The organism is Kitasatospora sp. NPDC091276 (assembly GCF_040684355.1).
Taxonomy (GTDB): Bacteria; Actinomycetota; Actinomycetes; order Streptomycetales; family Streptomycetaceae; genus Kitasatospora.
Map to the genome: position 1 here is coordinate 1 of NZ_JBFBFU010000046.1, position 13,093 is coordinate 13,093.

Sequence of the window (13,093 nt, forward strand, 5' to 3'; positions counted from 1 at the left end):
CTGGTGTCTTCTGCGGCTTGACGCCCCGTCCGACGTTTCAAACTCTAGCCGATCCCTGCTCCGAAAAGCGAATCGACCGCAATCCAATAAAACGAGCACACCGATATACACACCGGGCCTCGCTCGCGCATGGCAAGCCGACCCGGCCCGAACCCGGGACGTGATGTTTCGAAAGGATTGGCCGCCCCGGGACCGTCCGCGCCGATGCGTGTCCGGTGCTCCCTGCCGAGCGACTGGCTGACAGTACCCCTACTCAGCGCCCGAAACAAATGCCCAGCCCAGGGTGCGCCCGCCAAGGCGCGCACGGACAGACCGTGCTCGACCTCGGCGGACGCACCCCCTACGAAACGCGACGCGCAGGGTCAGCCGACGGCGCCGAGGATCGGCGCCCAGGCGGCACCGGTGAGTGCGGCCACCGCCTGCTGCTCGGAGAGCGGAGGAGCGGCACGGGTCGGCTTCGGCGTCTCGGCGCCGGTGCCGCCGCCGGTGCTGTTCCACTGCACCATCTGAAGCTGCGCGCCGGTCGACTTCAGGGTCACCGTCACCGTCCAGCGGCGGGCGGTGTCGGGACGGACCGGGTGCGCGGCCGCGTTCTGCTGGAACATCACCAGGGCCCCGCCGGGAATCTCGGCGCTGCTCGGCAGCTCGCTCATCTTGCAGGTGTCACCGTCACGCTTGGGCTGCCACTCGCAGCTCAGCCCGTCGCCGTCCTTGAGCGGCAGCTGGAGCCGCACGGCCGAGACACCGACGAAGGCGGCGCCGTGCCCGTCGTCGAGGACCAGTCCGCCGTTGGCGACGCGTCCGTTGGACGGATCCGAGGGGTTGTTGCTCTGCCCGCTCTCCGCGCTGAACCGGCCGCCGGGGAACGTCGCCTCCAGAGCCTGGATCATCTGGGTGTCGGTGATCGCGGAACGCGGCATCGCCATCGCCGCCACCCTGATGTCGGATCCTTCGGAGTGCATCCCGGCGAGCACGTCGGGGATCACCAGGCCGGCCGCCGCGATCACGGTGCAGGCGCCGACCCCGGCGATGACGCCGGCCGTGCGCCGACGCCGGCGGATCCGCCCGCGCTGGACGGCTCCGCGCATGAGCGTGGTGAGGTCTGGTTCGAGGGAGTCGGTCGTGCGGTCCAGGGCGTGTGCGAGGTCTGCTTCGAACGGCATGCTGGCGTCACCTATTTCTGTCGCTGATGGGGGCTTCGTGGCGGTTTCGACCTGCGCGCACCGATGCTCAGTGCGGAACCAGGTCGGACAGGCTGTCGCCGAGCAGGGCACGCACCCTGCCGAGCGCCCGGGTGCCCTGGGAGCGGACCGCGCTGCTGCTCAGCTTGAGCATCCGGGCGGTCTCCTCGATGCTGCGGTCCTCCCAGTAGCGCAGCAGCAGCACCGCCCGGTCGCGGGGCGGAAGTTGGCCGAGCGCGTCCAGCAGTGTGAGTCGCAGTGCGGTGTCGGGGCCGGCCGCCGCGCTGTCGGGCATGTTCCCGATGGGGCGCTCGCCGCTGCTCCGTCGACGCCGCAGGCTGAGGAAGGTGCGGACCAGGACCGTCTGGGCGTAGGCGGCCGGGTTGTCCGCCTTGGCCACCCGCTTCCAGTGCACGTACACCCGGCTGAGGGTCTCCTGGACCAGGTCCTCGGCAAGATGCGCGTCGCCGGCCGCGAGGACGTACGCGGAGCGGTACAACGCCTTCGCCCTCGCCGCCACGAACGCCAGGTACTCATCCTCCTGTGCTGATTTCACTCGGTTCCCGCCTGTTCCCTTGTCCTGTGATCCCCGTGCATACCCCTCATGACTACGTAAGGCGGCAGCATGTCGCGCGGGCGGGGCACCTTCTTCTTTTTCACCGCTGCCGCGTCGGCCGCCCTCCACGGACACCTTCGTCTCCCCTCCGTCTCCCCGCGGCCGACCCCGCGAGAAGCGGCCCCGGCCAGCGGTGATGCGGTCGGTATCATGCGCCCGGGGGTTCGTTTGCAGGCAGAGGGGAACGGTCGGTGGGTGGGTTGCGGTTCACGGTGCTGGGACCGATACGGGGGTGGCGGGACGGCGGCGAGCTCGCACTCGGGTCGCCGCAGCAGCGGAACCTGCTGCTCTCGCTGCTGCTGAGGGCCAACCACCCCGTGTCGACCGGTCAGCTCGTCGACGACCTGTGGGGCGAGGAGCCGCCCGCCAAGCCCGTAGCCGTGATCCGGACGTACGTCCACCGCCTGCGCCGCGTCCTCGGGCCCGCCCCGCTGACCTCGCTCAGCGGGGGCTACCTGCTCACCGTGGATCCCGGGGAGCTGGACACCCACCGCTGCGAGGAACTCGTCGGCGCGGCGAAGGAGCTCAGCGGCGCCGGGGAGCACGCCCGCGCCGCCGCCACGCTGCGCCTGGCGCTGGCCCTCTGGCAGGGCGAGCCGATGTCCGGGCTCTCCGGCCCCTACGCCGAGCGGCAGCGCGGCGAGTGGACCGAACGCCGGGTGACCGTCCTGGAGTCGTGTCTGGAGGCCGAGGTCGAGGCCGGACCGTCCGGCGAGGCCGTCGCCGAACTGACCGCGGTCGCGGCCGAGCACCCGCTCAGGGAACGGTTCTCCGAGCTGCTGATGCTCGCCCTCTACCGGGCCGGCCGGCAGGCCGAGGCCCTGAGCGTGTACCGCGACACGGACCGGCGGCTGCGGGCGCAGCTCGGCGTCGCCGCCGGGCCCGGTCTGCGCGAGTTGCAGCGCCGGATCCTGGTGGCCGACACCGCCCTCGTGGCGCCCGCGCCGCCCCGGCCCGACACCACCACCACGGCCCGCCCGCCGTACCACGCGCCGATCCGGCCGACCCAGGTACCGGCCGACCTCGCCGACTTCACCGGCCGCGAGGCGCAGACGGAGGCGGTGCGGGCCGTCCTGCTCGCGCCCCGCACCGTGCCCGTGGCGACGGTGTCGGGCCTGGGCGGCATGGGCAAGACGGCCCTGGCCGTCCATGTCGCGCACGGCCTGGCCGCCGACTTCCCCGACGGCCAGCTCTACGTCGACCTGCACGGGGCCGACGGCCGCCCGACCCCGCCCGAGGAGGTGCTGGGCGCCTTCCTCCGCGCCCTCGGCGTGCCGGCGGAGGCGCTGCCCGCCGGGCTCGCCGAACGCTCCGCCCAGTTCCGCTCGCTGCTCTCCGGCCGACGCGTGCTGATGGTCCTCGACAACGCCCGGGACGCCGAACAGATCAGGCCGCTGCTGCCCGGCCGGCCCGGTTGCGCCGTGCTCGTCACCAGCCGGGCCAGGCTCGGTTCACTTCCCAACGCGCACGTCGTCGAGCTGCCGGCCTTCGCCCCGGAGGAGGCCCTCGACCTGCTCCGCCAGGTGGTCGGCGGGCAGCGGTTGCGGGCCGAGGCGGACACGGCCAGGGAGCTCGTGCGGATCTGCGGTCACCTCCCGTTGGCCGTGCGCATCCTCGCCGCCCGCCTCTCCTGCCGGCCGGGCTGGACCATGGCCCGGCTGCTCGACAAGCTGTCCGAGAATCGTCGTCGGCTGGACGTGCTGCGCACCGAGGACCTCGCCGTCGAGTCGGCGTTCCGCTTCGGCTACGACCAGCTGACGCCCGACCAGGCCCGGGCCTTCTGTCTGTTGGCGGTGCCGGACGTGCCCGACCTGTCGCCGGGCGCGGTCGCGGCGATCCTCGACCTGCCCGAGCACGAGGCCGAGGAGCTGGCCGAGTCGCTGGTCGACTGCTCGATGCTGGAGACCGCGCCGCCGGACCGCTACCGGTACCACGACCTGCTGCGCGCCTTCGCCCAGCGGCTCGTCCCGGAGACAGCGGCCGACGTCGAGGCCGGCGCGGGCTCGGCCCCGGAGGCGGACCGCCCGGCCGCCGTCCTCACCCGCCTGGTGATCCGCCAGCACGCCGAGACCGTCGCGGCCCTCGGCCCGGCCGCCACCCGCGCGGCCCTGACCGGCGCCGGTGCACCGTACGCTCCCGACTGCCGCGCCGTGGCCCGCGGTCGCGGTGAGTACCACGGCATCGGCGCTCTGGTCGGCCAGTACGCCGGGCTCCCCCAGCCGCCCCGGCTCGATCTGGTGGCCGAACTGCTGCTCGGGGGAAGCCTGTTGTGCGAGACCGGCCAGGCCGCCCGACCGCTGGGGCACGCGGCCAAGGTCCTGCTCCAGGCCGCCGTCCGGCAGGGCGACCGAACGGCCGAGGTCAGGGCCCGGCTGGTGCTCGGCCGGCTGCTGACCGAAGTCGGCTCCGAACCCGCGGCCCTCGGCGAGCTGATCAGGTCCCGCGACCTGTGCATCGCCCACGGCCTGCCGGGGCCGCTGCTCGCCCTGGCCCACGCCTCCCTGGCCGCCCTGTTCGTCCAGGTCGGTCGGCCGGGCGACGCGGTCGACGGCTTCGCGGCGGCGATCGCGGTCTGGGAGCGGCTCGGCGACCGGCGCTCGGTGGCGGGCGAACTGCTCAACCTGGCCGATGCGTTCACCGAGCTCGGCCGGCCCGAGGCGGCGGTCCGCGTCGTCGACCAGTCGCTGCTGATCTGCCACCAGCTCGCCGACCACGAGCTCCAGGCGCTCGCCCTCGACTCGTTGGGGACGATCGCCCACGATCGCGGCGAGTTCGAGCAGGCCCTGCGCCACCACCGCGGCGCCCTCGCCCTGCTGCGGCCGGACGACCGGCGCCGGACGGGCCGCACGCTCCTGCGGCTCACCGAGTCGCTGCGGGCCGTCGGCCGCGGCGACGAGGCGGTGGAGGCGGCCGACCGGGCGGTCGAGGTGCTGACGCTCGACGGCGACCGCCGGGGGCGGGGGCTGGCCCTGGCGGCGCTCGGTGACGCGCTCGCCGACCGCGGCGGCGCCGAGGACGCGGCCCGGGCGTGCCGGTCGGAGGCCTACGACATCCTGGCCTCCATCGGCTCCCCCGAAGCCGACCGGCTGCGCGCCCTGATCGGCCTCGGCGGGGCCGCCGACCGGCCCCGCCGGCAGTGGCCGTCCTGGCTGCCGGCCTGATCCTCCCCTCGCCCCGGGGGTGTTCGGCTGCCGGGCCGACGGGTCAGTGCAGCTCCCACACCTGGTTCTCCGCGTTCGAGCAGGCCGCCACCCTGACGTAGTAACCGGCTCCGTCTGACGTCAGGCAGCCCTTGGTGGCGCCGTTGACGATCTGGTAGCCACCCCGAAGCGGCGTGAGGGACCAGAGCTGGTTGTCGGTGTACGGCGGGCTCGTCCAGATCTGCACGCGCCCGTCGCCCGTGTCCAGGTCCAGCACCTTGGTGTAGTTGCTGGAGGCGTTGCGCAGGAAGTACTTCCCCTCGAAGACCTTCTCCAGCCGCCACACCTGGGCCGACGTGCCGTTGACGCTGAAGGTGCCGACCCGGTTGCCGTTCTGGTCCCCGGAGTAGGAGTTGTCCAGCGCGCCGTTGACGCCGGTGATCTGTGCCTGGGAGGGCAGCTGCGGCTGCGGTTTCGGCTCCGGCGTGGGCGACGTGGGCGGCGCCGACGTCGCGGACGGCGTGGGCGGTTCGTGGGAAGCGGGCGGGGACGGGACGGCGGAGGTCGGCGCGGGCGGGGCCGGGTTCTGGCCGGCGGTGGGCCCCGCGGAGGCCGGAGCCGGCACACCGGGCTGGGACGGGGAGGCGGAGGTCGGCGCGGGCGGGGCCGGGTTCTGGCCGGCGGTGGGCCCCGTGGAGGCCGGAGCCGGCACACCGGGCTGGGACGGGGAGGCGGAGGTCCGCCCGGCGACCGGCTCGGGCTCGGCGCCGGGCGTGGGGCTCCCACCCGCTGCCGGTCCGGGCGACGGCACCGGGGCCGTCGGCTCGGCGGACTGCTGTCCGGCGGGTTGGCGGTCGGCTGCCACCGCCGCGGGAACGGCCGGGCCCGAGAGGCCGGCCACCGGGCCCGCGACGGCGGCGGCGTCCGGAGCGTCGTCCTCGTCGGACCGGATCACCGTCGCGCCGGAGGCCCCGACCACGCAGAGCAGCGACAGCGCCGTCACCCCGATCAGCCCGCGCAGGCGGAACCTGGCCCACGGTGCGCGTCCGGCGACCGGCCGGGGCCCGATCGGAGCCGGCGCCGTCTCCTCGGCCGGTGCGAGGGCGTCCCGTACCGCCGCGGCCATCGTCGCCGCGTCGGGCCAGCGCTCGCCGGGATCCTTGGCCATCGCCCGCTCGACCAGCGCCCACACCGGCGCGGGCACGTCCTCCGGAAGCGGCGGCACGGGCTCCGTCAGGTGCTTGAGGATCAGTTCGAGGGCGGTCTCCCCGTCGAAGGGGAGCTTGCCGGCGAGGCATTCGTAGAGGACGACGCCGAGTGCGTAGAGGTCCGCCGAGGCGGTGACCGTCCCGGTGGAGGCCTGTTCGGGTGCCTGGTAGGCGGCGGTGCCGAGCACCATGCCCGGTACGGTCAGCCGGGCGTCGCAGCCGGGCCGGGCGATGCCGAAGTCCGCGATCACCGTCCGGTCGCCGCGGACCATCAGGTTGGCCGGTTTGATGTCCCGGTGGACCACCCCGGACTCGTGCGCGGCCTCCAGCGCCTCCAGCACCTGGAGTGCGATCCGGAGGGTCTCCTCCACCGGCAGCGCGCCGCGGCGTTCCAGCACGGCGCTCAGCGGTTCCCCGTCGATCAGCTCCATGACCAGGTAGCCGACCGAGGGCCGCCCGTCCACGGCGCTGTGCCCGTAGTCGTACACGCCGACGATGCCCGGGTGGCGCAGCTGCGCCATGACGCGGGCCTCGGCGTGGAAGCGTTCGGCGAAGCCGGATTCGTCCAGTAGGGCCGGCTTCACCACCTTGACCGCGACCCGGCGGCCCAGGACCTCGTCCTCGGCGAGCCACACGTCGCCCATCGACCCGCCGCCCAGCAGGTCCACCAACCGGTAGCGGTCGGCGAGCACGGTGCCGCGCATGATACTCCCTGAATCAAGCCCGAGGACCGGAGCGAATCCGGAGACCGGCCCGGTTCCATGGGCGCACCTTGGTCCGGGGCGCCCTCCGAGGATCATGACACCGGCAAAACAACTACTGGCTGTCCATCATATGAATCACGATCGACTCAAGCCATTCCCGCCCCACGCCCCACCCCACGCCCCCGCGCCTCGACGGCCGCGTTGACGCAGCCGGCCGGGTGGGGTGTCAGGCGCACTCCCCCAGCCGCGACCGGCCACCGGTCACCGGTCCACTCGAAGGAACGCCGTCGTCGAGCCTCGCATCGCGGAAGCCGTCGGCGGGGAGGCGGCTCGTCCTCGGTCCCGGACGGCCGCGGAGCAGGCCGTCAAGGCCTCCCGAAGCGCCGGACCGACTTCTCGCGCTTCTCGCGCCAAAGGTTCGTAGCAAAATTACCTGTCACTGGGATGCAGGTCACCAGGCCTTTTCGCATCGCGCCCCCGGACCGGCCGACCTAGCGTGGTTCGCGGCGCTCCTCCCGGACGTTCCTCGCCGCACGCGAGCCATGGGACTGAGCCGCGGATCCGCCCGAGCACAGCTTCGGCGGCACACGAACAGATGAATTCAGAAAGGCTCAGCCATGGGCTTCAACCATGTCGACGCGGTGATGGCCGTACCCGACAAGCCGAACCAGTTCTGGGTGTTCTCCAACACCGACTACCGGCGCGTCGAAATCACCGTGACGAGCAGCCACCCGTACCCGGACAAGCTCATCCTCAAGGGCACCATCCGCGAGGACTGGCCCAGCCTGTCGGACTTCGCGAAGATCGACGCCGTCATGAAGGTCCCGGACGGCAGCAACGAGTACTGGGTCTTCTCCGGCGACCGGTTCGTGCGGATCAACGTCGCCAACGGGGAGCCGCACACGGACACCAGGACCTACGGTCCGGCGCCGCTGAGCGAGTGGGAAGGCCTCACCAAGGGCTGACGGCCGCCTCGGGTGCCCGGACCGCACCGGACCCGCCGCACCCAGCACTGGACGCCCGGCCGGGCCACCCCCGGCCGGGCGTCTCCCGTACCCGTACGTGCCCCGAGCCGTCGGTCCCTTCGTCCGCCCCACCTCCCCCGCCCACGTTCACCCGCTCCGATCGGAGACCTGCCCATGGGTCAGTTCGTCACAGACGTCAACGTCCTGGTCGCCTACGACGACCCGGTGCGGAGTCCGTTCCACACACCCACCGGGTGGGAGTGGATCGACGTCGACCTGAACAAGGGCGCGCACGGCGCCTACCTGTACCTCGTCTTCGAACGGTCCGCCGACGACCGGCCCGTCACCGGCATCCGCGTCCTGAAGGACGACGAGAAGCCGCCCGCCGGGTACCAGCAGCTGCCGGTCGACCTCAACAGGGGGACGCCCGCACACGGCACGGCCCTGTTCCTGGCCGTCACCCGCCAGGAAGGAGCAGGCCGGCCCATCGTCGACCTCACCGTCACGCACTGGAAGGACGGGGCGCAGGAGATCCCTCCCAGGACGGGCTACACCCGCGTCGACACGGATCTCAACAAGGGCGCCAAGGGCGACTTCATCTACCTCGACTACCTCCGGGCCACCGAGAACGCATCCTCCGGTTCGCCCGCCACGCCGGACCAGGAGAACGCGTGAACACTCCCCACTCCCCGCAGAGCGCTCCGTCGCTGCCGGACTCGCTGCTGAAGGCCCTCAAGCGCGAACCCCGCCCCGGCGGTCTGAAGGCCATCCGACACGTGGTCTTCCTGATGCAGGAGAACCGTTCCTTCGACCACTACTTCGGCAGCAACTTCCGAGGAGTGCGCGGGTACGACGACCGCAACCTCGTCACGTTCCCCGGGACCGGCGGCCGCACCGTCCTCGACCAGCCCGACCCGGACCACCCGTCCACGCCCCGGCGGCCCTACCAGCTCAGACCGGACCAGGGTACGGCCGAGCCGGCGGCCCACAACTGGCCCACCGGCCACCAGGCGTGGAACAACGGTCGCTACGACCAGTGGATCAAGGCCAAGGGGACCGTCACGATGGGCTACTTCGACCAGCCGGAGGTCGTCGGCACCTACCGGGCACTGGCCGGGCGGTTCACCGTGTGCGACGCCTACCACTGCTCGGTGATGAGCGAGACCACCTCGAACCGCAACTACCTCTTCAGCGGATTCGGCGGCTGGGAGCCCGACGGGTCGCGGGTCACCGGATCGGCCGCGCACGACCGCGAGAACCCCGATGCGACCTACGCGGGGGACCGGACGCCGGGCTACGGCTGGTCCAGCTACCCCGAGATCCTGGAGGTCAACAACGACCCCTTCGGCTCCGACGGGATCAGCTGGCGCGTCTACCAGGGCTGGGACAACTACTACGACAACAACCTGGAGTTCCACGCCGAGTTCAAGCGGATCTTCCAGACCGTGCTGAAGAGCGCCAAGCTCGACTACCTGAGCCTGTACGACTTCTACAAGGATCCGAAGCGCGTGCGCCCGGAGGACGTGGAGGCCCTCGCCAAGGCGGTCGCCGACCTGCCGCCGGCCGACCGGAGCCTCTACGACCGCGGGCTCTTCCGCTGCCCGCCCCCGCCGGACTCGAAGCAGAACCCGAAGAACTACCGCGACTTCGTCCACGCGTTCGCCCAGGACGTGGCGGCGAAGAGGGTCCCCCGGGTCTCGTACCTGGTGCCCTCGGACGCGGACTCGGAGCACCCGGGCGACGGCGGTTCGGCCCCCATGGCCGGTGAGGAGGTCGTCGCCCAGGTCCTGGACGTCATCGCCTCCGACGAGGACATGTGGGACTCCACCGTGCTGTTCATCAGCTACGACGAGAACGACGGCTTCTTCGACCACGTGCCGCCGCCGGTGCCCCCGCAGGGCGTCGACGACGAGTACGTCGGCAAGGAGCCCATCGGCCTGGGCATGCGCGTGCCGATGATCGTCGTCTCCCCGTGGACCGTGGGCGGCTACGTCAACTCCCAGGTCTTCGACCACACCTCACAAGTCCGCTTCCTGGAGGAGTGGTTGGGCGTACGGCAGCCCGCCATCAGCCGCTGGCGGCGCACCGTGGCCGGCAACCTCACCTCGGTCTTCGACTTCGACCGCACCGGCGACCCGCCACCGCAACCCACCGACCCCACCCGGCGTCTGGCCCGCCCGCTGCCGTACCAGCCGGACGCCCACGGCGCCCTGGACCAGAAGCAGGGCGCGTTCGTCCTCCAGCCGACCAACACCGGCGCCGCCTCCGTCCACCTGACCCTGTACGACAACGTCGGCACGTCCGGCGCCTACCACGCACCTCAGCACTTCGACGTGCTCGGCACCACGACGCCCGCCACCAAAGTGAAGGTCCGCGAAGGAAGTTACGACTTCTACCTCACCGGCCCCAACGGATTCCGCCGCGAGTTCGCCGGGAAGGCCGCCGGGGCCGCGGCCGAAACCTCCGTGGCCACCGCCATCGCCACCGCCCCGAAGCGCGTTCTCACCCTGACGATCACGTCGCCGAGCGCCACGCCGCAGACCGTCACCGTGGCGCCCCGGCACTACAGCACCGCGAAGGCGCTGACCGGGACCGTCGTCACGGGCAAACCCCTCGTCCTCGTCTGGGACACCGATGCCGCCGACGGCTGGTACGACCTGGACCTCACGATCGCCGAGGACGCGTCCTTCCGCCGCCGTCTCATGGGCCACGTCGAGAACGGCCACCCGAGCATCAGCGGCTGAGCGCCGAAGAGGCCGGCGCCGGGGCGCGGCGCCGGCCTCTTCGGGTGCGAGGCGTCCTACCGGCGGCCGCGGGCCGGTGCGGGGTTGAGCTTGGCACTGAGCACCGACAGGAAGGTCGGGAGCCTGTCCACCGCGGTCTTGGGGACGGGGGTGACCTGGACGGTGTCCCGGACCACGTCCTGCACGACGAGCTTGTAGGTGCCGCCCTCCTCGACGAGTTCGGCGGCGTAGAGCAGTGTTTCTTCCACCAGTGATCCTCCGGTTGTCTGTCGTACGGCGGGTCAGGAGCCGTTGAGCCAGGCGTTCCACGCCTTGGTCGCCTGCTCCTCGTCCGCTCCCTCGGCGAACAGGTGGTGGCCCAGCCAGATCGGCCAGTTCCAGGTGCCGCCGTTGAAGAACCGGTACAGCGCGTCCGGACCGCGCAGGCCGATGAAGTCGGGGCTGAGCCAGTCCACGACGACCGGCTCCGGGCCGCCGTCCGTACCGGGGACGTGGAGTTCGAGCCGGTCGCCGACGGCAGCGTCCTCGGCGAGGCCGAGGCGTCGGCGCAGGGCGGCGAAGTCGGCCGGGTCGGCGGTGGGTTCGGGGCGCTGGGCCTTGACGTAGACGGCGGGGCGGCCGCCGAAGTGCCGCAGGTACTCGGCGAGGCCGTGCTGGTAGAAGTGGACGTGCTTCTCGGCCGCGTCCGCCTTGGTGTCCCAGGTCGCGTCCCAGACGCCCTCGTGCACCCAGTGGATTCCCATCCGCAGGTGGCTCGTTCCGCTGTCCACCGGCTCGATCCGGTAGCTGAGCGTGTTGGAGAACTCGTCGCCCAGGGTCGCCCGGACGGCGAAGTGGCTCGGCGGCTCCCACACCACGACGGTGCTGTCGGACCGGGTGGCCTTTCCGCCGACGCGCGGCTCGACCTCCATCGGGTACAGCCAGCCCAGGTTGCCGGCGCCGGTGGCGACCGCGGCCCAGACCTGTTCGGGTGTCGCGGGCAGGTCCTGTTCCTTGCGGACCTCGAACTCTCGGGTCATGGTCGGTTCTCCTTCGTCGTCGGTCGGGTGTCAGTAGGTGAGCGGGAGGGCGCTCAGCCGCCGTTGCAGCGGGTTGGGCCGCCATTCGAGGGCCGCCCCGCCGGCGGCTTCGTCGGCCAGCCGCAGCTGCGGGAGCCGGCGGACCAGCGTGCTGACGGCCACCTCCACCTGGAGCTTGGCCAGCGGGCCGCCGAGGCAGAAGTGCGGTCCGTGGCCGAAGCTCAGGTGCCGGTTGCCGGGGCGGGTCAGGTCGAGCCGGTCGGGGTCCTCGAAGCGCTCGGGATCGCGGTTGGTCGCACCGAGGAACAGGTACGCCAACTCGCCCTCCCGCAGGGTCCGTCCGCCGATCTCCAGGTCCTCCGCGACGACCCGGACGATCGCCTGGGTCACCGTGTCGTAGCGGGCCAGTTCCTCGACGGCGCCGCGGATCAGTCCCGGGTCCTCGCGCAGCCGGGCCAGCTGGCCGGGGTGGCGCAGCAGGGCGAGCACGCCGTTGCCGACCAGGTGGGTGGTGGTCTCGTCGCCCGCGGTGATCAGGACGAAGCAGGTGGACAGCAGTTCGGAGTCGGTGAGCCGGTCGTCCTGCGCCTGCGTCGCGACCAGGGCGCTGATCAGGTCGTCGCCCGGTTCGCGCCGGCGCTGCCGAATGAGCCCGGACAGGTACTCCTCGTACTGCCCGATCGCCTCCTCGGACTTGTCGATGTCCTCGCCCAGCCGGCCGAAGCGGCGGAACCAGGTCTTGACCTGCGGGCGGTCCTCGTCCGGAATGCCGAAGAGCTCACAGACGACGGACATCGGCAGCGGGGAGGCGACCGCCTCGATCAGGTCCATGGCCGGGCCCGCCGCGAGCGCCTCGTCGATGAGCCGGTCGACGATCCGCTGGACGCCGTCGCGCAGGGCTTCGACCCGCCGGGCGGTGAACGCGCGGTTGGCGAGCTTGCGCAGCCGGGCGTGGTCCGGCGGGTCGGTGTTGGTCATCACCCGGCCGAGCCGGTCGGTGAGCCGGCTGAAGGCCTTCAGGTCACCGCCGAGCGCTCCGTAGGCGCGGGTCATCCGGTCCCGGTCGTTGGACAGCCGCAGGTCGCCCAGGGCCGCCTCGACGTCGGCGTACCGGGTGAGGTGCCAGATGCCCTCGGCGCTGCGGTGGACCGGGCTCTCGCGCCGCATGCGGGCGTAGAACGGGTACGGGTCGCGCCGGGCCTCGGGGGTGAGCAGGTCCGCGGCGAAGTCGTGGGGCGGGGCGAGGCCCGCGCTGCCGCGGGCCTCGTCCAGGGTGTCGGTGGAGGTCACGTCGGCCGCGTTACCGCTGGGCGTCCATGGCCTCGGCGAGGCTCCTGGGCCGCATGTCGGTCCAGGACTTCTCGACGTACTCCAGGCAGGCGGCGTTGGTGTCGGGGCCGTGGGCGACGGTCCAGCCGTCGGGGACGTCCGCGAACTGGGGCCAGAGCGAGTGCTGGTTCTCGTCGTTGACGAGCACGAGGAAGGTGCCGTCCTGGTCGTCGAAGGGGTTGGTCAT

At 72.4% G+C, this 13,093-nt stretch carries 11 protein-coding genes; 4 read left to right on the forward strand and 7 right to left on the reverse strand.

All coding sequences use genetic code 11. The features are described from left to right. Positions 1-362: 362 nt before the first annotated feature. Together AB0O19_RS35440 and AB0O19_RS35445 are read right to left on the reverse strand one after the other, a co-directional pair. A complete protein-coding gene (locus AB0O19_RS35440) occupies positions 363-1,163 on the reverse strand; it encodes a hypothetical protein (protein WP_363625533.1) in 801 nt (266 codons plus the stop codon). A 67-nt stretch (positions 1,164-1,230) separates the two neighbouring features. Beyond that, positions 1,231-1,737: a SigE family RNA polymerase sigma factor gene (locus AB0O19_RS35445; RefSeq protein WP_363587258.1), complete on the reverse strand. Its 507-nt coding sequence runs from the start codon at positions 1,735-1,737 to the stop codon at positions 1,231-1,233. 272 nt (positions 1,738-2,009) lie between these two features. On the opposite strand from AB0O19_RS35445, the gene AB0O19_RS35450 reads away from it, so the two are divergent. Further along, positions 2,010-4,958 carry a BTAD domain-containing putative transcriptional regulator gene (locus AB0O19_RS35450; RefSeq protein ID WP_363625535.1) on the forward strand — a complete coding sequence of 983 codons (2,949 nt, stop codon included), beginning with the start codon at positions 2,010-2,012 and terminating at the stop codon, positions 4,956-4,958. Between the two features lie 43 nt (positions 4,959-5,001). Here the strand turns inward: AB0O19_RS35450 and AB0O19_RS35455 are convergent, their stop codons facing one another. Next, positions 5,002-6,849: a protein kinase gene (locus tag AB0O19_RS35455; protein WP_363625537.1), complete on the reverse strand. Its 1,848-nt coding sequence runs from the start codon at positions 6,847-6,849 to the stop codon at positions 5,002-5,004. Positions 6,850-7,466: 617 nt separating this feature from the next. Here AB0O19_RS35455 and AB0O19_RS35460 point away from each other — a divergent pair. The 3 genes from AB0O19_RS35460 to AB0O19_RS35470 all read left to right on the forward strand — a co-directional run bounded on the left by AB0O19_RS35460 (position 7,467) and on the right by AB0O19_RS35470 (position 10,558). Then, a complete protein-coding gene (locus AB0O19_RS35460; RefSeq protein WP_363625539.1) occupies positions 7,467-7,814 on the forward strand; it encodes a hypothetical protein in 348 nt (115 codons plus the stop codon). A gap of 174 nt (positions 7,815-7,988) precedes the next feature. After that, entirely contained in the window at positions 7,989-8,489 is a 501-nt protein-coding gene (locus AB0O19_RS35465) for a hypothetical protein (protein ID WP_363625541.1), read from the forward strand. Beyond that, positions 8,486-10,558, forward strand: coding sequence for an alkaline phosphatase family protein (locus AB0O19_RS35470; RefSeq protein ID WP_363625542.1), 2,073 nt, complete (start codon positions 8,486-8,488; stop codon positions 10,556-10,558). Before AB0O19_RS35465 ends, AB0O19_RS35470 begins: the two co-directional genes overlap by 4 nt. A 56-nt stretch (positions 10,559-10,614) precedes the next feature. On the opposite strand, the gene AB0O19_RS35475 is transcribed toward AB0O19_RS35470, so the two are convergent. Genes AB0O19_RS35475 through AB0O19_RS35490 form a run of 4 tightly spaced genes read right to left on the reverse strand, consistent with a single transcriptional unit; the run spans position 10,615 to position 13,093 of the window. Further along, the gene (locus AB0O19_RS35475; protein ID WP_244293816.1) at positions 10,615-10,806 is read right to left on the reverse strand and encodes a hypothetical protein; all 192 of its coding nucleotides are present in this window, start codon (positions 10,804-10,806) and stop codon (positions 10,615-10,617) included. Positions 10,807-10,839: 33 nt separating this feature from the next. Further along, positions 10,840-11,577, reverse strand: coding sequence for an SRPBCC domain-containing protein (locus AB0O19_RS35480; protein ID WP_363625544.1), 738 nt, complete (start codon positions 11,575-11,577; stop codon positions 10,840-10,842). A gap of 30 nt (positions 11,578-11,607) precedes the next feature. Then, on the reverse strand, positions 11,608-12,867 hold the full coding sequence (locus AB0O19_RS35485) for a cytochrome P450 (protein WP_363625546.1): 1,260 nt from the start codon (positions 12,865-12,867) through the stop codon (positions 11,608-11,610). Between the two features lie 10 nt (positions 12,868-12,877). Further along, entirely contained in the window at positions 12,878-13,093 is a 216-nt protein-coding gene (locus AB0O19_RS35490; RefSeq protein ID WP_363625548.1) for an MbtH family protein, read from the reverse strand.